The following is a 20,119-nucleotide window of genomic DNA, read 5'->3' on the forward strand; positions in this document are numbered from 1 at the left end:
TTAGTTTGAGCGCTGCTCCGGTCAATTCCCGTTTGTGAAATATCCCTCATTTAACGCTTCCTTCCACCAATGAGCAAAAATTTCTTCTGCAGCAGTGCTGCTGTTTTTCCATGTCTGTGCCCGATTTTCCACATCCTCCGGCCGGACGCCATTTTTTCTCCAGGAAGCTCCTCTGGTAAAAATATTCTGTCCCATCGCCTGCATTCGGTCAAGCGAACGGGCAAAGTCTGCTTCAGTACTCTTTTCCTTTTCAAATTCACGCCATCTTTTTATATACCAACGCCCGAGTTCAGCCGGAAGCCTGCTTTTTATTTTTTCCGCTGCCTGCCACTCCCTTTCTTCCTGATCTTTTTTGCCCTCTTCGTTATACGCAAACGTATCACCGGCATATATTTCTACCAGGTCGTGTATCAACAGCATTTCCACTACTTTCGCAATATCCATGCCCGGATCAACTTCCCGGTACAAAAGCAGGGCATACATGCATAAATGCCAGCTGTGCTCCGCGTCGTTCTCCCGATCCCCATCCTTCTTTAATGAAGCACGCTGAATGGATTTCATTTCGTCAAACAGTTCCAGCGTTTCTAAAATAGAAAATAATCTGGCATTCACGGTCCAACCTCCTTATACAACCTGTTTTCTTTCTTCAAACTATTGTACACTAACATTAGATGGAAAAAAGATACATTGAGGAAAGCGGGGAATGATCATTATGAAGCCCAGGCAGTTGTCAGCTTTGCTTACTGCACCCCGAAAAACGTACCGGCAATTAAGCGACCATCCAAAGCTTCATTTCACCGCCTTTTGGATCGTTATCCTTGCCGGAATGTCCCAGGCCTTTGCACAAAACGCCCGGGAAACGGCACCGCTTGAAACGGACTCTGCTCTTTTTACGTTTCTGGCAGCCGTCGGCATTATCGCTGCGTTCCTTATATTTCAAATCATTACTTTTTACTTGAATGGACTGATCCTAAAGCTCGTTATTTTGATCTTCCAGGGCGGGATGACTGCCCGGGAAGCCCGGACGGTTTATGGACTCTCCCTTTTTCCGCAGGCTATCATTTTCCCCCTCATTTTTTTACTGCACATCGGCCAGCTTGTGGGCAGCGGTGACATTGCCACGCTGCTTACAGCCATCGCCGGGGTTCTCACAGCCGTTGCCTCTATTTGGACTATTGTCACCCAGGTGAATTTAATTTCTGCCGCTGCCGGCTTTTCCGGCGGGAAAGCTTTTGGGGCATTTGTCGTGTTTGCCTTGTTACTGACGCTCCTCATTGTTATTATCGTTCTGGTTTTAGCTATGACGGCTATTTTCGTCTTCGGCGTCTTCTCCAGTTAATCAACTAAAACAGCTGCGTTTTAAAATAGACGCAGCTGTTCGTAATTAACTGTTTTATAAACCTTGCCGCGACCTCCTGTCACTTCCCCCGGCCCATAAAACTCGGAAGCTGTAACTCCGAGCAGCCGAACCGGATCCCCTCCGGACGTGCCTTCTTCGAGTAAGGAACGCAGAGCTTCAAGCAGCTCTGCATGATCGTTGCTTGGATGTTCAAGTGTAGACCGCCGGGTAATTTGCTGAAAATCGGCGAATTTAATTTTTAACACAATGCACTTAGTACGGATACCGTCTTTTCTCAGACGTGCCAGTACTTGATCGAGCAGCTCCTCAATGACTGGAAGCATATCCTGTACGAGCAGAAGATCCTGCGAAAGCGTCGTTTCTTTCCCCAGAGACTTACGTTCTCTTTCCGGGTTTACCGGACGTTCGTCAAGTCCCCGGGCCTGCCGGTAAAAAACGTGGCCCTGCTTATGGAATAATTCCACGAGCCGTTCTTCGCTCAGCTGCTGCAAACCCTCCCCAGTCTGAATGCCGAGGGAATCGAATTTCCGTTTGGTTACTTTTCCCACTCCACGGAAATCCCCGATAGGCAGAGCCTTCACAAACGCCTCTGCCCGGTCCGGTGTAATAACAGTCAGACCGTCCGGCTTGTTATAATCCGACGCTGCCTTTGCAAGAAATTTATTATAGGACACCCCCGCCGATGCGGTCAGCCCCGTCGTTTGATAAATCATCCGCCGTATCTCTTTAGCTGCCAGGGTAGCGGATGGAATATTCCAATGGTTTTCTGTTACATCCAAATAAGCCTCATCCAGGGAAAGAGGTTCCACCAAATCTGTGCAGTCATGAAATATATTCATAATTTCACGTGAAACTTCTTTGTATTTCTCCATATTCCCTTTAATGAAAATGGCTTCCGGGCATCTTCGGTAGGCTTCGTAGGAAGACATAGCTGAATGAATACCGTATGGCCTTGCTTCATAAGAGCACGTAGCCACTACCCCTCTTGACCAGGGAGAGCCTCCGACTACCAGGGGCTTGTTCCGTAAGCGGGGTTGGTCACGCTGTTCAATAGAAGCGAAAAAAGCATCCATATCTATATGAATAATTTTCCGGAGTTTTTGTTGTTCCTGCTTCACTTCCTACGCCCCCTTATGCGCGCAGTTTTCTGTTCTCTTTATTATATCGGACACCACCATTTTTCACAAACGTATGTTCCTATTCGTTGATAATCCTCTATTTTTTACGGCCGGGGTCTCTGCCCTCTTCATTGCGTTCCCGGGCACTTTAGTATACTATCATACTCGTACAAATACGGAGGCTTCGAGTTACATCCACACCTGATTGGAGGAATATATATGAATTATGAAGTTCAGATTTTCACCCAGCCAAACTGCTCCTCCTGCGCTAAAGTAAAGGGCTGGTTCCAGGAAAACCGTATTTCTTTTATCGAGAAAGATATCGTAAACGACCCACAGGCAAACCAGGAATTCGGTGCGTTAAACGAAAAATTCGTTCCTATTACTATTATTATTACGGACGACAAAAGGTATCAGGTCGTCGGCCCAAACCTCAAAAAAATAAAAACACTTGTTACTACAGTCGGGATATCCGGCCAAAGCAATTAATGCTAACGACATCCAGCACTGGTTTTCAAACCGGTGCTTTTTTATATTTTCCGAACGAACACTTTCGGATGTAAAACACGATAAACCCTGCGTGCTGCTGTTTAAATAAAGAGGCTTGCAGTTGTGCCTCCCGGGGTAAACACCTATAACAGCGAGAATCTGCAGCGAAGGGAGGAAGATTTGTGCCTACAGTGCTTTTTATCATAACGATAATTATTGCCGGGACGGTTTTAGCTTCTATTGGGTTTTATTTCCTTCGTAAATTTTACGACAAATTATGAAAGAGGACAGTTCACCGCGTGAACCGTCCTTTTTTTGGCATATCAATATTTTTGTTTTTCGCAGACAGTTTCTCCAGAAACAGCTCTTCGTCCTTCGGTGTAATATGCTGATGGCGGTTTCCTTCCTGATAGACCACCTTCAGTCTTTCCGGAGTCGCCCCCTTAATCCATCCGGGCACCTCTTCCACCCGTTGAATGGAATTATAAGGAATACGCAGCCGGATCAAAAGAGAGGCGTGGACTGCCAGATGCTCTTCGCGCAATTCATACTTTGTGAAAAATACAATCTGAGTTACTAAAATGATAATAACCGCATCAATCACAGCCCGCAGAATAGTCCCCGGCCCTCCGTCATACATAAATAGGGCCTGAAAAATAGAATATCCCAGCAGTACAATGGCTATGACCGCAAATGCGGACAGCAGTCTGCTTCCTTTCGCTCGAAACACCATTTATCCGGTCTCCTCTAGTTTTTTTTATCAGGATCGTTTGGTTTTAACCCATACTTATAAACAATAGGCATAAGAACCATTAAAAGCATCGAATTCGTAAACAGCGGAAGAAAGATCGTGTGCGCTTCCGTTACGACCCCGATAAATGAAGCAATCACTACTGGTGCTGTCGCCACCAGTATGGTAACCAGCTCGCGTTTTGCGCTCCATGACTGCCTGCTGTCCGCTATCGATAAAATAAGCATCCAGTACATCATGAACGCAAGCGGCATCATGGCATCGATAAGAGGCTGATCCAGCACAAAAAAGAAGACCAGGCGCACAGACGATAGTATAGCTAAAATAATAATAATTAATTGACGAAATGACGACTCCACGATGTATTCGCTCCCTACTCCCTGCTTTTTACCGTTCGGGGCTTTACTGCAAACAAAGCAAGGCCCAGAACCATTCCAACCACGTATTTCATCATGCTGTTCTTCCTTCCGTTAAGTACGGAATTCCAGATAGACACCGTTTGGATCTTGCGCAGTCTCCATCTCTTCCGCTCCCTGAATAACTACTTTTTCAAGTTCGAATGCATGCTTTTCCTGCCAGGCAGGCACTAACGCCTCTGCACCCAGAACAGTGAGCCAGTCGTGCGAATCATACGGTTCCGGACTGGTGATGAGGACAGACTGCAGCTCTTCTTTTCCTCCGATAGGAAGCTCTTCCGCCCAATCAAGCTGAATCTTTGGCCCGGTAGGCGGCTGCAGAAAGGTTCTTCTTTCTTTTTTGTTAATCCCCCATCCGTGTTCCTTTGCGCGCCGGAGAATACTCGCATGCTCTTCCCCGTTTACACGATAGCCAAAGTAGCCGAACGTATTCATTCTCCCTGCACCAAAGGTTACCCGCACCTGGCCGAGACTCATTTCTATCATCCGGAACTTTAACCCTTTGTTGCGGAAGTCATCCCACGTAAGCGGCGGATCGTACCGCTTAATACGATAATTTTCCAGGGCAAATCGTCCCACTACTTCAAAACCGTAACTGCTGTAAAAAGCTTCAGTTTCTTCTATCTCAGTTGTCCAAAAATGATAATGGAATAGTTCCATATTGTTCACCTCTACTGCCCTTCTGCAAGTCGACCTCACTTGTGCTGAAAACGACCTTTGTATTCTGCTTCTATGGCTGGTTCGCTTTTTTGGGCGTCCCCTGATGAAAAACAAGCTCCCAGCTGGAAGCCGTCTTCCGCCATATAGAACTGCGCAGCGAAGTCCCCAGCTCGCTCGTTACGGTATAGGTTGCCAAATATAAATGCTCCGAAAGCGGTTTTGTTTTATAATCAGCCACCGCTCTATGGACAGGACGCTCCTCCTCCAGGCCAAAAATCACATCTTCTCGGGTAAAAATCCGGCCGGACGCTCCTATTTCCTGAAAATCCTCTGCCAGCAGCCGGCTCACTTCCACAGCCGACCGCCGAATACTCGGCTTCAATAAATCTTCCTCGAGCTGGCGTATGTCTTCCATCAGTCTCCACCCTCCCTACGTATAAGACCTGGCCATACGTAAAAACCCGTATCTACATCAAATGATACGGGTTTTTCTACAGACTTTTCAACTTTTATTGCTGATTCATGACGATTATTTTCATCTGCGGTTTACATACGCGGAAGTGCAGATGTGCCTTACGAATATTTGTTGACAATATCAACCACCTGGCGCGCGTCCTCAAGCGGAATTTGTCCAGGCGCAGAGCTTTTTTTCCCGGAAGCAAATACCATCATAGAGCCAAATGAATGACCGACCAGGCGGGAAGCCAGTCCTTCAGACCCCATAGACATAGCAGCTGTACAGATATTCAACCTGCCACTCAGTTCCACCAGCGTTCCTAAAAGATCCAACACATCTGATTTATGATTTGGCATGACTGCCATTTTTACAATGTCTGCCTCGTGTCTTTCTGCCGCCTCACCCCAACGGTGCATTTCAAAAACACCAGGCGTTTTTGAAAAATCGTGATGCGAGATTAATAATTTCACTCCATGCTCCCGGGCTATTTGACGAACGGAAGCTATATGCTCACTGCTCATTCTTCCCTCTACATCCACTATATCTGTATTTCCTGAACGTACTGCCCCGGAAATGATTTCCACTGTTTCTTCATCAGTTAAGTGCCGGTCAGCCCCGCCTTCCTGAGCAGAGCGAATAGTAAATAAAAGCACACATTCCGGGACTTGCTGCTTAAGCATCTCCAGTACCCGGTTTACCGCTTTTTTATCTTTTAAGTCTTCAAAGTGATCTGCCCGCCATTCAATGGCGTCTGCCTGTGCAAGGTTTATGGCTTGCAGTTCTACCGCTAAGTCTTCTGCCGTTGTCTCTGTTAGAGGAACACAGATCATCGGCTGTGAAGCACTGTACGATTTATTTCCCATTTGCAGTGTTTGATATCTGTGACTTGTCATATGGTCCTCCGCTCAAATGATTAGTATTAACCCTTCCTCTGGTACTGTTAAATGTATAGATTGACTCTCTATATGTAACTAATATGCTATCATACTCTTGCATGCCATCAACCGGAAATTGGGGGAACAGCATTTGCGTTTATACATATATTCTTTATTAATCCTCTCCTACGTACTTTCACAATTTTTACAATCACTGAACTTTTCCTTATTCATCGGTATTCTTGCAAATATTGTTATATTTATTTCCCTGTTTTTTGCAAAAGGGCTGTTCTTTTATTCCGGTATTGCCTTCTATACCATCGGAACATTTTTATTTTTCCAGACCAGCACCTCCTGGCAGGATTACTTTATGTCATTTCAGACAATGCTCGGCATTCTCTCATTCTTTTTTATGCTTCCCTTTCTCAATTCACTCATTCGGGTGGGCAAGTACGACCACGGGCTTCGAAAATTCATGGAACAGGGGGCGGACACTGTCACCCAGTTGTACAGAAGAAGTTTTTTTGTGTGCCACGTGCTCGGATTGTTTTTAAACATTGCTACGTTTGCCGTTCTTATGCGCACCCTGGACCGGACCTTTTCTTCAATTCCCCGAAAAATAAAGGCGAAGTTTTACACGCAGAATTTACTCAGGGCTTATGCTCTGTGCCTTGCCTGGAGCCCGCTTGAAATTATGGTCATTACAGCTTTAAATGTAACCGGCCAGAACTACATTTATATTTTCCCTTTTATTATTACGATTGTTATTATAGTCATTTTATTTGATATTTTGACTGCCTCTTTCAAGTACCCCAAACTGCGTCTGCAGCCTGCTGGTACTCCGACTGACCATTCAAGTGCCGCGAGCAGAAAGATCAAGCAGTTAATCGCTCTCCTATTGCTGCTTGTAACCTGTGTGAGCTTGGTTAATCATTGGTCGGGCTTCGATTATTTATTCACTCTCGTTTTGTTTATTGCTCCTGTATCCTTTTTATGGGCAGCTTTTATTAGACGCCTGCGCAGATATGCATTTTTTGCTTTTAATCAATGGAAGACAAGAACCAAAGGTATGGCTAACTTCTTTTTCATGTTTCTGAGCGCCGGCTTATTCGTCCAAATGCTTGCAGAAACCTCGTTATTTGACGTCCTTCAGCAGCTATTCACTTTCATGCACCAGCAGATTTTTATTTTTTACCTGCTGATCGGCGCCTATTTTCTTATCTCCAGCTTTATCGGCTTCCACCCGCTGGTGTCTGTTATTCTGCTTGCAGAAATCATTGCCCCTTCTCTGGCGGACCTTCAGGCAATACCACTGGCACTTGTTTTAATTGTCTGCAGCCTGAGCCCTGTCATGTTCAGCCCGTTTAATATCTCTGTTTCGATTGTAGGTTACCATCTGAATATCAATCCGTATCGGCTGGGTTTGTGGAATCTGCCGTTTGTCATTGGATATATGCTTTTTACAATGAGCTTCGCCTATATTCTGCAGCTCGTTATGTAGCACCGGGTTTTTACTTTTGCCGAAAACTGTATTATAATCACGGTACATTTCGCTGACTACCTCATTTTATTAACGAAAGAGTGCAGACATATGATAATAAAAGAAAAATCTTTACGTGAAAAAAGCATAGTATTTATAGGCTTTATGGGAGTCGGCAAAACAACCATTGGCAGACTGGTCGCTCAAAACTTATACAGATCCTTTATTGATATCGATGAACAGATCGAAAAAGAGTTTCAAATGCCTATACCGGACGTATTTAAACTGATTGGGGAGCCTGCGTTCAGGCAGAAAGAGAAAGAACTTGTGAAAAAGTACGCCAATCAAAGCCTTAAGGTTATTTCTCTCGGCGGGGGAGCTTTCATGCAGGAGGAAATTCGGGACGTATGCTTAAACAACTGCACCGTTTTTTACCTGGACATGCCGTGGGACGCCTGGAAGGAACGAATTCACCTGCTTATGGCAGACCGCCCTGTTCTTCAGGGACGTTCGCTCGAAGATATCGAAGAGTTATTTTACAGCCGGCAGACAGCTTATGCCAGCCACCATTCCAAAATCACTATCGATAAAGATTCTCCGGAAGAAGTAGCAGATTATATTACTAATTCACTAAAAACAGCCTGGAAATTATACGAATAAAAAGCAAAGCTCCAACCAGGCACAAACTGCCGGGTGGAGCTTTTTTGATTCCTATTCATCTGCATTGACTGTATTGTCACGCTGCAGCTTCCACTCTTTAAAGTCATCGAGATCTTTTTGGACCTGCTTGAACACAAACGAAATAACCGCTGCGTCATCAATCAGACCGCCAGGGAGAAAGTCCGGAATCAAGTCAATCGGTGACACGAAATAGATCAGTCCTGCAATGATGGCTACAATCGATTTGTAGGGCGCATGCTGGTACTCTTTTTTCCACCAGGCACGAAGCATTTCAAGCATCAGCTGCAGCTCCTGCCATACATTTTTCAGCGGACTCTGGTTTTCATCCGCTTTTTCTCTCGCCTGCCGCAGCAGTTTTTCCGTTTCTTTTGGGTCTTTCGCGTATTTTTTCGCACGCGGGTTCAAGCGCCTTAACCGGTCCTTTAACGTTGATTCGTCAATGTTTTTCTTCTTTAAAAAACTCCGCCGCTTTTTATCTTTTGCCATGTGCCCAGCCCCTTTATTAATTGATATGGCTATGTACCGCTTCTCCGGAGAAAAACAGGCGTCCCCGGAAAAGCCTTCATGCAGTACAGGACCTGTTATTCCAGACGATCCCTGTCACGCTGCTTGATTTCTTTTCGGTATTCTTCCATTTCTTCCTTCGACGGAAGTGTTCTTGCTTTCATATTATATTCCATCCGAAGCTTCGGTGCGTTTTCGCCTTTTCCAAACGTGCGCTCTTCTGTGCGTTGAACCTGCGACTTATCCTGATTCTGCAGGTCCCGTACCAGTTGGCCAATGTCTTTAGACAGATCACGGAAAATCACGTGCGTTCACCTCACTTTTCGGCTTTGTTTTTATTCTGTGCTGTCGCCTGCTGCTCTTCGCTTTCCGCCTGCTGATTTTCTTCAAGCTGTTCCACCCGTTCAAGCAGCCGCTGGTTTTCTTCTTCGAGCCCTTTTGCCTTGGACGAATAATGCGGGTCTGTTTCCCACCAGTCGATGCCCATTTCTTTTGCTTTATCGACCGAGGCAACGACCAGACGGATTTTAATGGTCAGCAGTTCTACGTCTGCAATATTTACTTTAATATCCCCAGCAATGACGACACCTTTATCCAGTACTGTTTCCAGAATGTCAACAAGACCGCCGGATGGTCTCTCCATATGATCGGGTGCTGAGCGTTGTACAGGTTTTTCAGCCATAACATATTCCCTTCTTTCAAGCCTATTTTGAAGCTTAGAGTAAGTTCCCTAAAGGTCCAAGATCAATGTTCAAATCTTCTGTCGTAAGGCCAAAGATTTCCTTCATTTCTTCCATCTTATCTTCCAGCTGCATGAGCGCTACACCAAGCTGCTCCACTTGTTCCTCTGTTAAATCGCCGCCTTCAACTCTGCGCATCGCCTGGCGTTCCACCAGCTCACGCAGCAGTTCCACCACCGTCATCACCAGCTGGGTGAGTCCTTCTTCTGCTTTGTCCGGATCCAGTGATATGCGTCCGGTCGGCTGCTGGGCTTGTGTTACTTGCGGATTATTATTTTCCATCTATTTTCGGCCTCCTTTATTCGACTTGGGAAGGTTCTGAAGAATTAGAAACAAATTCTTTCTGCGTCTTCAATTCCGACTGCCGCAGGGTTTCGACAGAAGCGATTAGTACGCGTAAATCCAAATAGATAAGATCGATCCCTGCAATGGATATCGTTATATCGCCCTGAAGCACGACCCCTTTATCAAGCACGGAGTCCAAGACGTCGAGCAGGGAAACTTCCCGGTTTTTAAGAGTGTCCTGGGGCATTTTGCTCCCTCCTGTCTGTCAGGCCTGAAAAATGAAATGCCGGCCACGGGCCTGTACACTCTAAATCCATTCCGGTCTCTTCTGCTTCTTCTTTTTCCTGGCGCTGTTCAATTAATTGAATAAACGCCTCCCGGTCTTTCGAATGAATCAAGTATACGGCGTTCCATGCCATTTCTTTTTCCCGGTCTGTGACGCGCTTCTCCCAATTCTTTTTGATTTCTGTGCCTTCACTCCAGGCAGCTAACTCATCGTGAAACGATTGGCAGTGCTTCTCAATCTGCTCATCCGCCTGCGCTTCAATGAACTGGTCCATTTTCTTTTTTTCAAAAAAACGTCTGCCAGCCGGCATCGCTTCAAGCTCTGCTTCTTTCGCCTGAATTTCTTCGCTGTTCTGCACGACGGCTTCAGTGAATAATTGCTGATCAGCGTAAGTTTTGACGTTCCATTCTTCTTTGCCTTTCAAATAAGAAAGCTGAGCCGTTACGCTCTCCTTGTACTTTTCAATCATTTCCGCAAGGTTTGCTTCCTGTTCAAAAATCGTGCCGAATTTTAACGGGATCGTGGTATAGCGATCATGCAGCTGGTTCATCGTTTCATGATGGTGAAAGGCTTTAGCCTGCAGCCATTCCATTTTTTCTACATTCTTCTGCAGCTTTTCCTGGGAAAATTCTTCTTCCGGAACATGGGTAACTACTGCAGTGATACTGCCATGTTCAATAAAGCTGATATTATTGTCCGGCTCCATGCCTTCCATCGGTTCCATAGGAGCTTGCTCATATTCGCCCGTAGGAATCAAGGCATACAAATACAAAAGAGCCGGTGCGCCCGAGTTTGTCTGCACTGCCGGTTCACTCCTTTAATCCTTTTCCTCTAGCTCTTCCCGTAATTCTTCCTGTTCAATCTGCTTCGCTCTGCGATACCGCTGCAGCAGCTCTTCCTCCTGCTCTGTGAAGGCCTCTTCAGAAATTTCTTCCATCTCATACATAATCTGCAGATTGGCCAGTTTCTTTTGAATCTGGCGGACATCAAAATATTCTTTATCCGCCTCTTCTTTTACTTTTTTACCAGCCCACACGACAGTATCAAGCGGCCAGGTAAATAATTTATGAATCATACGCTGTTCCCCGCTTTTATTTTCAGGTCAATAAAGTTGTATGCCGGCCATGGGCCCGTATACTTGAAATCAGCGTGTTCATTCCATTCATTAAAAATCTCGTTTACTTTTGCATCAAAAGCTTCTTCGTTTTCTTTATCTATTAAAAAAGCGGCATTCAACAGCATCCGCTCATTGATCACTTCGTTACTTTTAGCTGCGTTGGCAATCTCTGCGAGCGGCTGGAAGACTTCTTCCTCGAAGCGCTCGTGCAGCCTCATCATGAATTTTTGCGCCGATTCCCCGAGCTGCATCCGCTCGTAATAGCTGGCGTTTTTGCCTTTCGTATCCGTTTTTTTGCGCAAATCTTCCATTCCCGGTTCCTGACGGATTTGTTCATTCAGCCATTCTTTCTTTCCGATGATTTTAAGTCCAACTTCCATTTTGCCACGGATTTTCGGAAAAATTTCCTCAAATTGATCCTGCAGCTTTTCCATTAAAGCAAAGACTTCTTTCTGGTCCTCAAGGACGTTCCCAAAACTCATCGGAATGACATCGTATTCTTCCATTACTCTGGCCACTGTATCTTGATGAGCCCGCAGGTTTTTCCTCGTTGGATCATAAATCTGCATCGGAGCCTCCGCTACCACCATCGCTTCCTGCCCACGCTGGAGGGTGTAGATTTTTCGCTCTTTCCCCTCGAGTTCCACGGTGCCGAAGGTCGGCTTTTCAGTGGTTTCAATAACCCCAAACATATAAATTCCCACGGTTACTTGCCTCCTAGACCTTTTTCAACTCTTCCTTCATTCTTTTTTGTGCTTCACTGACATCTTCTCCCTGAATATTTCCCAGGAAATAATGTCCCATCACATCAAAAAACAGCTGTTGAAAATCGTCGTTTTTTACATCTATTTTAACATCATGCTCCGAGCTTAACATCGCGGTCATAACAGCAAGACGGAAGCTTGGGACATGCGTATCGTTTTCTCTGCTGGTGGATTTCGCCCAATCCAGTGCTTTAATAATGGTTTCAGCTTCTTTTTCACTGATGGAAGCTCTTTCTTTAAGAATAGACATTTGGGCTTCCTTATCCGGATCCTCTACCGGAATTGTAATCATTCTATCAAGCAGAGCATCCTGGGATTTATGCACACCGGCATATTCTTCCGGATTGCTTGTGAAAATCGCTTTAAAATTCGGGTGCACGGTAATGAAGCTTTCGTTTCGCTGCGTGCCGTAAAGCGGCAGTATACCTTCCTCAAGCACGGAAAGGAATAAATTATTCGTAGACGGCAGGGAACGCGTAAATTCATCGTAAATGAGCGTGTGGCCATTTTTTACTGCTTCCAGCAGACGACCGGTGCTCCACCGTTCTGTGATATGGTCTTCGCGTTTATACACCTTCCGGACGTAATTATCAATTAATTTGTCACTGGTATAACCGATTCTTCCGCCAAGAAGATCCGTGTTCGACAGGCTTTCGTTCCCGTTTAACAGCGTGACAGGCTGGTTAAACCGGCGTGCAAGCTGAAACGAAAGGGTAGTTTTGCCCACCCCGGCTGCACCTGTAAAGTGTACCGGATACCCGGAAGTTAAATACTTTTCGGAACGCTCTAAAATCGACTGCATTTCTTCAGTCTCTACGATTTGATCAATCGTACGAATTTTTTGCTGCTTTGGCTGCTTCTGTTCTTCAGAGGTCGTTTGCTTCGATTTCGTGCCGGCAGGTGCATTGATTTTTTTCGACTGCCCTTTACTGTTCTGGGAGCTTCCTTTTTGCTGGCTTGCCTGGGAGCGCCCTGAAGTATTTGATGACTTTTTCTGTGTCTGCTGCTTACTTTCATTGGTAGCTGCCATATCTTTTACCTCTCTTTTTTCTCGAAAGGAACACTTCTTGCTCGAGTGTTCATCCTTTGATAGGAAGTTATTTTTTGATCCTTGTTCATCTTCGCTTCATAAATTCCGATCAACTGGTCTCTTCCATATTTTTGCGTGTATTCTTTCTCTTCTACTAATTCCACTTCAATATTCCAGCCATCTCCGGCATCCATAATTGCCGTAACACGGACGGGAGAATTCATCGTTTCTCCGAAAAACGAACGGATGGTTTCAAACATATCACTTTTAATAGGTGCAAATGATGCTTCGTCTGAACCTTCCTGTTGAGCGGCTTCTTCAGTAGATTCTTTTTTTGTCTGTTGAGATTTAGCTGTATTTTTTTTACTGGTAGTCGCCGTGGTATTATTCACTTCGTCACTTTCTCCTTTATCATCCGTTTTTTCGTTCTGTCCGGAGGATTTTTGTGAAGTTTCACTCGAAGAACCTGATTTCGCCGGGCCTTTAATCTGCTCTTTCGGCTGCTCTTCTCCTTCTTCTTCAGAAGAGAAAGGTTTATACGAGCCGCTTTTGCTGGTTTTCAGTTCCTGACCCTGGGTCTCGTTTGTTTTTTCTTCTGTTTTTGTCGTTGATTGTTTGGCCGTCATCGGTACCTATCTCCTCTCCGCCGTTTCAACGTGGGCACTTCTCGGTCTCAGATTTACACGTTCAAACGATCCTACCTGCTGATTGTTGTTCAGCTTCACTTCATAGACGCCCAGAAGCTGGTCATGTCCGTACTTCTGCATATACTCATTCTCTTCGATAACTTCCACTTCTGCAAACCAGCCGTAATCTTCTTCGGAAACCGAAGTAATCCGGAACGGAGGCTTTAAATTTTCTTCAAAAAAATCGTTAATGGAATTCATTACTTCCTTCATAGTGGTCCCCGCTTTCTTCTTACAATAGAAATATATCCCGCCATGCAGCCATGCGCATGACGGGATTAGAGAAATTTAAGCAAAGTTTAACTGCCCGGCACGCTCATTAGAGTCTGCATCTTCATCGATTTCGCCCTGGACATCGTCGCGAAGCAGTCCGACTGCTTCAGCGTAACGGAGCCAAGTGTCAACACTTGCAATAACGATACGTGCTTCAATTGTAATCAGTTCAATTCCTACAACAGAAATACGAGCGTACAGGTCGATAACAATACCTTTGTCTAGTATACGGTCAATAACCTCTGCCAAGCTGGAAGAATCTGTGCTTTTTTCAATTGTTGCCATAATCTTTCACTCCTTAATCATAATGCTTAATATTTTCTGTTCCTTTAATGTCACTGATGCCTTTGATGTCATCGTAGCTTTTCAGCTTCGAATCGCTGTAACTCTTGATGTTTGATAAGCCTTTCAGTTCGCTTATCCCTTTAATATCATCAACGCCCTTGACCTCGTCATAGCTTCTTAACCTGGACTCGCTGTAAGTCTTGATGTTCGACGGTCCTTTAATATCTTCCATTCCCTTCAGATCACTCAGCCCTTTTTCAGGCAGCGAACGAAGGATTTTACCGCCCCCTTTCCCGGACTTATTGGAGCCGCCCTGAACATTTTCCTGCAGCTGCCCTGTAGCTTCACCCAATTTTTCCTGGGCTTCCTGACCTTTTTCTTTAGCCTGTTCTACAGCTTTCTGCAGTTTTTCCTGGGCTTCTTCTCCTTTTCCTTCCAATGCCTGCTTTGTTTCCTGTACTTTTTCCTGCGCATGTTCTTTTGCCAGCCGGGCGCTCTCCAGGGTGTTGAAAAACTTTTTGCCCATATAGGCTGCAGCTACAGCATTGGCAGCCTGAGGGTTATTTTTCACCCCTTCTGTGGCCGTTTTCACCAGTTCTTCTTTGGCATTTCCCTGAATCATGTTTTTCGTTGTTTCCACAGGGTTCAAGTCAGAAATTTCTTCTGCGGTGTCTTTAATCGGCTCAATAAACGTATCATCTGTCTGCTCATCCAGGAAGTCCTTCGATTTTTTAAAGGAAACCCATTTAGCAGCTTTTTGACCGCTTTCTTTCACCTTATCCAAAAATGACTCTTCATCCTGGGAACTCTTTTCTTTATCAGTTGATTGCTTCCTAGATGACTTATCATCGGATGCTGCTGCTTTGGAATAAGAAGAAAAGTGAGTTTTCTTCCAGGCTTCGTCCGGAACGGAGAACGTTTTTCTTACCTTTGGCTCTGAACCATCGACATATTTTCCGCCTTCAGTTAACAAAATCTTTTTTGCCATAATTTGGTCTCCTCAAACCGAAGCATTATTTATTTCCATCTACCCGCTTATAGGAGGTTACCTCTAAATCATCATCTACCTGCACCTGGTACGTTTCTTTTTTCGACTTTCTGCCTTCTTTATTCAACGCTTCGATTTCCACCAGCCAGTGGCCCTCCTGCTTTTCCGTAGAAGTAATCCGCTGTGGCTCGGCTACATAGTTTTCAAAGAAATCGTTCACGGTATCCATCACGTCAGTCAGGCTGTGGTTCATTTTACTTCCGTTTTGACTGCTGGATTGGTAAGCATTCACTTCAGCTTCGTTCATTTCTTCCGGGCGGCGCTCAAATTCCTGCGTTAGCGCTGACTCTTCCGCATTTTCCACTCCCGGCTCTGCTGAAGCCGCGCTCTGTTCAAGGCCTGTCGCATCCGTCAGCCGGCGTGCGGATTTTTTAGAAACCTTTTTTGCCTTTTTCGGAGCGCTGCCCGCTTCCTGTGCTGGCTGCTCTGCCTCTTTTTCAGGTTTATTGGCATTGCTTTGGGCGTTTTTTTGATCCTGTATTTTCATGCCGGTTTTTTCTACTTTTTCGCCGACAGTATTTTTGACTCCGTTTATCCGGCCTTTAGTTTCTTTTACCTTTTTATTTCCTTTATAAACAACTTTACTCGCATCAGCCGCCTGCTTGGCTCCTTTAGCTTTCCCAGCAACGGTTTCTTTAGCCTGGGCACCCGCATTTTTTGCGTTATTTTCAGCATTTTTCTTCTTATTTTCCACGGTGCCTTGTATATGCTTTCCCGATTCTTTTACGTTGTCTTTCGCCTGCTGGGCTTTGATCGCAGGTTTTTTTGCCGTCTGCTTGAGCCGGGGAGCTTTTTTTCCTTCTCCCTGGTTTTCAGCCGGCTCATCAGTATTTTCTTCCCCGGAAGATTCTTCTGAGGATTGGAGTTTATCTTTCGTCCCTTTAGTGATTAGAGGAAGCGCACCGCCAATAAGACTTCCGGCAGCCATCAACCCGTACGTAACTTTATCTTTAGCGTCGGTCACTGTACCTCACCTTTCTTATGTGAAAATTTAATCTATAACGCAAAGACCCTCATCCGGCCAAATGCTTCATGCTTTTCCAATGAATAGCTGGAAATAAACAGTCATGAATCCGCTGGGCTGGAGAGGGTCTTTAATGTAATCATTTCAGCAATTTCTTCTTAAATTAAGGAGAGAATTGCTCCAATCACAACAATAGCTCCAATAACCATTAAAATTGTACGAATCATGACAAACACTCGCTTTCTCATCTAAATTGAATAACTGCTGTAGTTGAAATTACCTTTTACTTCACTGATCTAAACTTTTAAATGAGTTTATCTTTAAAAAAAGTGCTAAATACCTATATTCCCGATCCATATTTTTAACGAGCCGTTAAATTTTTTCTTTATTCTCCAGAAATTAAGAAAGCCATTGTTGGATTTCATTTCAAGAATAATGAGGTTTTCGCACTTTTGTTTATGAATTTTCATTTAATTCTTCTTTTTTATTTCTTCATTAAATGGAAGTTTTTCTTTACTTAAAGATAAAATATTCATCCGGATTGACCGCCTACACTGTTGTGCAATCACCTTGTAAGATAAGCTGTCGATGTTTTTATGGCTTCAGCTTTCCTGCTGAAAACAAAAAAGTTGATGACTTTGAAAAAGTGTTCGATAATAGAAAGTATTAATTAAAACGGATCAACAGATCGAAAGCATATCGGAGGAGAAGAAATGAAACTAATTGCAACGGATATGGACGGAACATTGCTGGATCAGAATGGAGAAATCAGCAAGGACAACGCCGAAGCCCTGCAAACTGCTTCGGCACACGGCATTGATATCGTGATCGCCACAGGGAGAACCTACGAAGCAGCACACAGACCATTGGCGTCCGCCGGCCTTTCCTACCCAATCATCAGCATGAACGGAGCAGTCACATACAAAAACCGAAAAGAAATACAGCGTTCCGCCCCCATCACTGAAAGCTCGTGCGAACGAATTTTAACCGCGCACCACGCTGCCGGTTCTTATATTGAACTGTTTACCAGCCAGGGGATTTTTGCCCCTTCAAGAGAAGCATATATGAGTGTCGTGGTGGGAATGCTTCAGACCGCGCACCCCGAGCTGACGACAGCTGCAGCAGAAAAGTATGCTGAACGCCGGCTGGAGGATGAAAATTTCCAGTTCGCAGACGATTTCTTCTCAATACTTGATTACGAGGACCTCGATGTGTATAAAATGCTCGCCTTTTCTCCCGAGACTTCCGTACTCGATCGGATGAAATATGAGCTCCGCGGTGATAACGAGCTCGCTCTTACTTCTTCGGGTATGGGTAACCTTGAATTAAATCACGTACGTGCCCAAAAAGGCTTTGCCCTTCAGGAGTTTGCGCTTGAGCGCGGAATATCCCTTGAAGACGTTATGGCTCTAGGGGATAACTTTAACGATTTAAATATGCTCCAAATGGCAGGACGGAGCGTTGCCATGGGCAATGCCGTTCCGGAGGTTAAAGCGACATCCGGCTTTTCTACAAAAACAAACACTGAACACGGCGTCGCTTACGCCGTGCATGAAATGCTCCAGGAATTAAAAACAAAAAGCAGCTGATGCTCATGCCGTCCCCGCCGGACGGCTTTTCTACGGTGGGCCGGAATAAGTGCAGACGCCAGCGTTTTCATAGACGCCTCTGCCTGGAGCAGCCGGGAAGTAACACTTGCCAATACGCAGTTAATGTGAGAATATAATTTTGTTTGCTAAAAGTACGAAGTACATATATACAATGATTTGTCATGAATCGTTCACAAACAATTGACAAGATAGCGAACTTTTTTGTCAATATCTCTAATTTTCACGACACATGTGATACATTAGTATCGGATGAACACGGTTGGGGGGAATAAAATGAAATCGGAAAATATCGAACGCACGGTTCAACAAGGATCCCTCGCTGCCCCGAAACAGGCACTTCGTAAAGTACTGGCGGAAACGATTAAAACAGGGATTATCAAATCCAATTTAATCGTTATGTTTGCAGGGATTGCCCTTGCTTTATATATTCACAACATCGCTTTTTCCGATAAAATCGGAGCGATAGTCCTTGCCACACTTGGCTCGGGTCTTGTTATCGGCGCTGCCGGCACGTTTAACAACTTATACGACCGCGATATCGATAAGATTATGGACCGGACGAAGAACCGCCCTACGGCGACTGGCCGGATGCAGCTGAAAAATGCACTTATACTGGGAATTGTTATGACAGTTGCAGGCTTAGGCTTCTTATATGCAGCTTCACCGCTCGCAGCCCTATTCGGATTTACAGGATTATTCTTTTATGTGGTTCCATATACGATGTGGAGCAAGCGGCGCACGATTTACAATACAGAGATCGGGAGTATTTCCGGAGCAGTGCCCCCGCTTATCGGCTGGGCTGCTATTTCCAATGACTTTTTCCACCCGGCAGCTCTCGGCCTTTTCGTTATTATGGTTTTATGGCAAATGCCGCACTTCTATGCTATCGCTATACGCAGACACGATGAGTACAAAGCAGCAAATATCCCAATGCTCCCAGTGGTCAAGGGAAACCGGCGGACCTATATTCAGACAAACGTATACCTTGTTCTGTTAACCCTATCGAGTTTTCTTTTCCTTCCTGTCAGCAGCTTTATCGTTGGCGTATCCTTCGTATTAAGCGCAGCCTGGCTTGCAGCAAGCCTGATATGCTACCGGCGGATGGACAGCAAAAAATGGGCAACTACTATGTTTATTTTTTCGCTGAACCATATGACGATTTTGTTCACCGTCGTAATTGGATTTTCTCTAATTTCCCTGTTTTTTAACTAAAGCATGTTCTGGCACCTCAATGGGTCCGGACATGTTTTTCTTTACTATCGTTTTTATATGGAGCCTGCGGGGTTTCATTCGAATTCCCGTCCATAAATCTGTATAATGTATTCAAAGTCAGTGAAAACGTTATCAAACTAACACGAAAAAAAGAGGTGGATGATGACACAGCGTATAGCCTGGATTACAGACAGTACCAGTTCTATCGATGCAGAAACGGCCGCAAAATATAATATTCATATTGTTCCCTTATCTGTTGTGTTTGAAAATGAAAGCTATAAAGAAAATATTGAAATTACAACGGATGAATTTTATGAGCGGCTGCCGCATGAAGAAGTTTTCCCTACGACCAGCCAGCCATCTGTGGGCAGTTTTTCCGAACTGTTTGAACAGTTAAAGGATTCTTATGATGCAGCAATTGCCATACATATCAGCAGTCATTTAAGCGGCACTCTTCAGACAGCCCAGCTTGCGGCAGATATGACCGGATTTCCGCTCTTCACTGTGGATTCGAAGATGGGCGCCGGCAGCATCCGCCCCCTGCTGACGAGAGGCTCGCAATTAGCTGAGGAAGGGAGCACGCCGGAGGAAATACAGCAGCGGTTAACAGAAATGGCCGGGCATGCCAGAGGCTACCTGCTGCTCGGAAGCCTCGAACAGGCACATAAAGGGGGAAGAATCTCCCGCGGAAAGCTGATCCTTGGCACGCTTTTGAAGATTCATCCTCTTCTTACCTTTGAGGGGGGGCAGATTGTTCCTTTTGAAAAAATCCGCACCCGGAAACGGGCAGAAAGCCGGCTCCTGCAGATTGCTGAAGATGCCATAGCCTCTTCGCGGGTCGAAGACCTGAGCATTATTTATACGACAACGAAAGAAAAAGCAGAGGCATGGAAAAAAGAGCTGCAGGAGCTGTCTCCCGGTCTCGCGATTCACCTCTGTCCTCTCAGCCCGGTAATTGGTGTTCACGGCGGGGCCGAAACAATGGGTATTATGTGGTATGAATACGGATAAAAAAACTTGTGACTTTC

Annotated in this window: 28 protein-coding genes; 7 read left to right on the top strand and 21 right to left on the bottom strand. The window is 45.1% G+C overall.

The window, feature by feature from the left end:
* Nucleotides 1-21: 21 nt before the first annotated feature.
* Nucleotides 22-612, bottom strand: coding sequence for an HD domain-containing protein (locus BLV22_RS08595; RefSeq protein ID WP_091613965.1), 591 nt, complete (start codon nucleotides 610-612; stop codon nucleotides 22-24).
* Between the two features lie 91 nt (nucleotides 613-703).
* Here BLV22_RS08595 and BLV22_RS08600 point away from each other — a divergent pair, with 91 nt between their 5' ends.
* Entirely contained in the window at nucleotides 704-1,339 is a 636-nt protein-coding gene (locus tag BLV22_RS08600; RefSeq protein ID WP_091613967.1) for a YIP1 family protein, read from the top strand.
* A gap of 20 nt (nucleotides 1,340-1,359) precedes the next feature.
* Here BLV22_RS08600 and dinB read toward each other — a convergent pair whose 3' ends face one another.
* Nucleotides 1,360-2,478 (bottom strand): DNA polymerase IV, encoded by a 1,119-nt coding sequence (dinB, locus tag BLV22_RS08605; protein WP_091613969.1) that lies wholly within the window; start codon nucleotides 2,476-2,478, stop codon nucleotides 1,360-1,362.
* 219 nt (nucleotides 2,479-2,697) lie between these two features.
* Between dinB and BLV22_RS08610 the strand changes: the two genes are divergently transcribed.
* Nucleotides 2,698-2,967: a glutaredoxin family protein gene (locus BLV22_RS08610; protein WP_091613972.1), complete on the top strand. Its 270-nt coding sequence runs from the start codon at nucleotides 2,698-2,700 to the stop codon at nucleotides 2,965-2,967.
* 292 nt (nucleotides 2,968-3,259) lie between these two features.
* On the opposite strand, the gene BLV22_RS08615 is transcribed toward BLV22_RS08610, so the two are convergent.
* From BLV22_RS08615 to aroD, 5 genes are all read right to left on the bottom strand, one after another.
* On the bottom strand, nucleotides 3,260-3,700 hold the full coding sequence (locus BLV22_RS08615) for a PH domain-containing protein (protein WP_091613975.1): 441 nt from the start codon (nucleotides 3,698-3,700) through the stop codon (nucleotides 3,260-3,262).
* 14 nt (nucleotides 3,701-3,714) lie between these two features.
* Nucleotides 3,715-4,077: a hypothetical protein gene (locus tag BLV22_RS08620; RefSeq protein ID WP_091613978.1), complete on the bottom strand. Its 363-nt coding sequence runs from the start codon at nucleotides 4,075-4,077 to the stop codon at nucleotides 3,715-3,717.
* 111 nt (nucleotides 4,078-4,188) lie between these two features.
* The gene (locus tag BLV22_RS08625; protein WP_091613980.1) at nucleotides 4,189-4,794 is read right to left on the bottom strand and encodes a hypothetical protein; all 606 of its coding nucleotides are present in this window, start codon (nucleotides 4,792-4,794) and stop codon (nucleotides 4,189-4,191) included.
* 70 nt (nucleotides 4,795-4,864) lie between these two features.
* Nucleotides 4,865-5,209: a nuclear transport factor 2 family protein gene (locus BLV22_RS08630; protein ID WP_091613983.1), complete on the bottom strand. Its 345-nt coding sequence runs from the start codon at nucleotides 5,207-5,209 to the stop codon at nucleotides 4,865-4,867.
* A gap of 158 nt (nucleotides 5,210-5,367) precedes the next feature.
* On the bottom strand, nucleotides 5,368-6,144 hold the full coding sequence (gene aroD / locus BLV22_RS08635) for a type I 3-dehydroquinate dehydratase (protein WP_091613985.1): 777 nt from the start codon (nucleotides 6,142-6,144) through the stop codon (nucleotides 5,368-5,370).
* Nucleotides 6,145-6,496: 352 nt separating this feature from the next.
* On the opposite strand from aroD, the gene BLV22_RS08640 reads away from it, so the two are divergent.
* Both BLV22_RS08640 and BLV22_RS08645 read left to right on the top strand, forming a co-directional pair.
* Nucleotides 6,497-7,627, top strand: a complete 1,131-nt coding sequence (locus BLV22_RS08640) for a hypothetical protein (RefSeq protein WP_176967720.1) — start codon at nucleotides 6,497-6,499, stop codon at nucleotides 7,625-7,627.
* A gap of 90 nt (nucleotides 7,628-7,717) precedes the next feature.
* Nucleotides 7,718-8,266: a shikimate kinase gene (locus BLV22_RS08645; RefSeq protein WP_091613991.1), complete on the top strand. Its 549-nt coding sequence runs from the start codon at nucleotides 7,718-7,720 to the stop codon at nucleotides 8,264-8,266.
* A 51-nt stretch (nucleotides 8,267-8,317) separates the two neighbouring features.
* Here BLV22_RS08645 and BLV22_RS08650 read toward each other — a convergent pair whose 3' ends face one another.
* The 14 genes from BLV22_RS08650 to BLV22_RS08715 form a co-directional block, all read right to left on the bottom strand.
* On the bottom strand, nucleotides 8,318-8,773 hold the full coding sequence (locus BLV22_RS08650; RefSeq protein WP_091613994.1) for a YkvA family protein: 456 nt from the start codon (nucleotides 8,771-8,773) through the stop codon (nucleotides 8,318-8,320).
* A gap of 95 nt (nucleotides 8,774-8,868) precedes the next feature.
* Nucleotides 8,869-9,096 (bottom strand): hypothetical protein, encoded by a 228-nt coding sequence (locus BLV22_RS08655; protein ID WP_091613997.1) that lies wholly within the window; start codon nucleotides 9,094-9,096, stop codon nucleotides 8,869-8,871.
* A gap of 11 nt (nucleotides 9,097-9,107) precedes the next feature.
* The gene (locus tag BLV22_RS08660; RefSeq protein WP_091614281.1) at nucleotides 9,108-9,434 is read right to left on the bottom strand and encodes a gas vesicle protein; all 327 of its coding nucleotides are present in this window, start codon (nucleotides 9,432-9,434) and stop codon (nucleotides 9,108-9,110) included.
* Between the two features lie 73 nt (nucleotides 9,435-9,507).
* On the bottom strand, nucleotides 9,508-9,813 hold the full coding sequence (locus BLV22_RS08665) for a gas vesicle protein K (protein ID WP_091613999.1): 306 nt from the start codon (nucleotides 9,811-9,813) through the stop codon (nucleotides 9,508-9,510).
* A 16-nt stretch (nucleotides 9,814-9,829) separates the two neighbouring features.
* The gene (locus BLV22_RS08670; protein WP_091614002.1) at nucleotides 9,830-10,063 is read right to left on the bottom strand and encodes a gas vesicle protein; all 234 of its coding nucleotides are present in this window, start codon (nucleotides 10,061-10,063) and stop codon (nucleotides 9,830-9,832) included.
* Nucleotides 10,044-10,904, bottom strand: a complete 861-nt coding sequence (locus BLV22_RS08675) for a GvpL/GvpF family gas vesicle protein (RefSeq protein ID WP_091614005.1) — start codon at nucleotides 10,902-10,904, stop codon at nucleotides 10,044-10,046. The genes BLV22_RS08670 and BLV22_RS08675 overlap by 20 nt, the downstream gene beginning before the upstream one ends.
* A gap of 15 nt (nucleotides 10,905-10,919) precedes the next feature.
* A complete protein-coding gene (locus BLV22_RS08680) occupies nucleotides 10,920-11,177 on the bottom strand; it encodes a gas vesicle protein GvpG (RefSeq protein WP_022794401.1) in 258 nt (85 codons plus the stop codon).
* Nucleotides 11,174-11,923, bottom strand: coding sequence for a GvpL/GvpF family gas vesicle protein (locus BLV22_RS08685; protein ID WP_091614008.1), 750 nt, complete (start codon nucleotides 11,921-11,923; stop codon nucleotides 11,174-11,176). The genes BLV22_RS08680 and BLV22_RS08685 overlap by 4 nt, the downstream gene beginning before the upstream one ends.
* Before the next feature lie 13 nt (nucleotides 11,924-11,936).
* The gene (gene gvpN / locus BLV22_RS08690) at nucleotides 11,937-13,013 is read right to left on the bottom strand and encodes a gas vesicle protein GvpN (protein ID WP_091614010.1); all 1,077 of its coding nucleotides are present in this window, start codon (nucleotides 13,011-13,013) and stop codon (nucleotides 11,937-11,939) included.
* A 5-nt stretch (nucleotides 13,014-13,018) separates the two neighbouring features.
* The gene (gene gvpO / locus BLV22_RS08695) at nucleotides 13,019-13,639 is read right to left on the bottom strand and encodes a gas vesicle protein GvpO (RefSeq protein ID WP_091614014.1); all 621 of its coding nucleotides are present in this window, start codon (nucleotides 13,637-13,639) and stop codon (nucleotides 13,019-13,021) included.
* A 6-nt stretch (nucleotides 13,640-13,645) separates the two neighbouring features.
* A complete protein-coding gene (gene gvpO / locus BLV22_RS08700; protein WP_091614017.1) occupies nucleotides 13,646-13,912 on the bottom strand; it encodes a gas vesicle protein GvpO in 267 nt (88 codons plus the stop codon).
* Nucleotides 13,913-13,987: 75 nt separating this feature from the next.
* Nucleotides 13,988-14,257, bottom strand: a complete 270-nt coding sequence (gene gvpA / locus BLV22_RS08705; protein ID WP_022794406.1) for a gas vesicle structural protein GvpA — start codon at nucleotides 14,255-14,257, stop codon at nucleotides 13,988-13,990.
* Between the two features lie 13 nt (nucleotides 14,258-14,270).
* Entirely contained in the window at nucleotides 14,271-15,245 is a 975-nt protein-coding gene (locus BLV22_RS08710) for a hypothetical protein (protein ID WP_091614020.1), read from the bottom strand.
* A gap of 25 nt (nucleotides 15,246-15,270) precedes the next feature.
* Nucleotides 15,271-16,269, bottom strand: a complete 999-nt coding sequence (locus tag BLV22_RS08715) for a hypothetical protein (RefSeq protein WP_091614022.1) — start codon at nucleotides 16,267-16,269, stop codon at nucleotides 15,271-15,273.
* A 713-nt stretch (nucleotides 16,270-16,982) separates the two neighbouring features.
* Here BLV22_RS08715 and BLV22_RS08720 point away from each other — a divergent pair.
* From BLV22_RS08720 to BLV22_RS08730, 3 genes are all read left to right on the top strand, one after another.
* Nucleotides 16,983-17,858 carry a Cof-type HAD-IIB family hydrolase gene (locus BLV22_RS08720; protein WP_091614025.1) on the top strand — a complete coding sequence of 292 codons (876 nt, stop codon included), beginning with the start codon at nucleotides 16,983-16,985 and terminating at the stop codon, nucleotides 17,856-17,858.
* Between the two features lie 294 nt (nucleotides 17,859-18,152).
* Nucleotides 18,153-19,091 carry a heme o synthase gene (cyoE, locus tag BLV22_RS08725; protein ID WP_091614027.1) on the top strand — a complete coding sequence of 313 codons (939 nt, stop codon included), beginning with the start codon at nucleotides 18,153-18,155 and terminating at the stop codon, nucleotides 19,089-19,091.
* Between the two features lie 162 nt (nucleotides 19,092-19,253).
* Complete coding sequence (locus BLV22_RS08730) at nucleotides 19,254-20,102, top strand: DegV family protein (protein WP_176967721.1); 849 nt, start codon at nucleotides 19,254-19,256, stop codon at nucleotides 20,100-20,102.
* Nucleotides 20,103-20,119 lie beyond the last annotated feature (17 nt).

The organism is Marinococcus luteus (assembly GCF_900106595.1).
Taxonomy (GTDB): Bacteria; Bacillota; Bacilli; order Bacillales; family Marinococcaceae; genus Marinococcus; species Marinococcus luteus.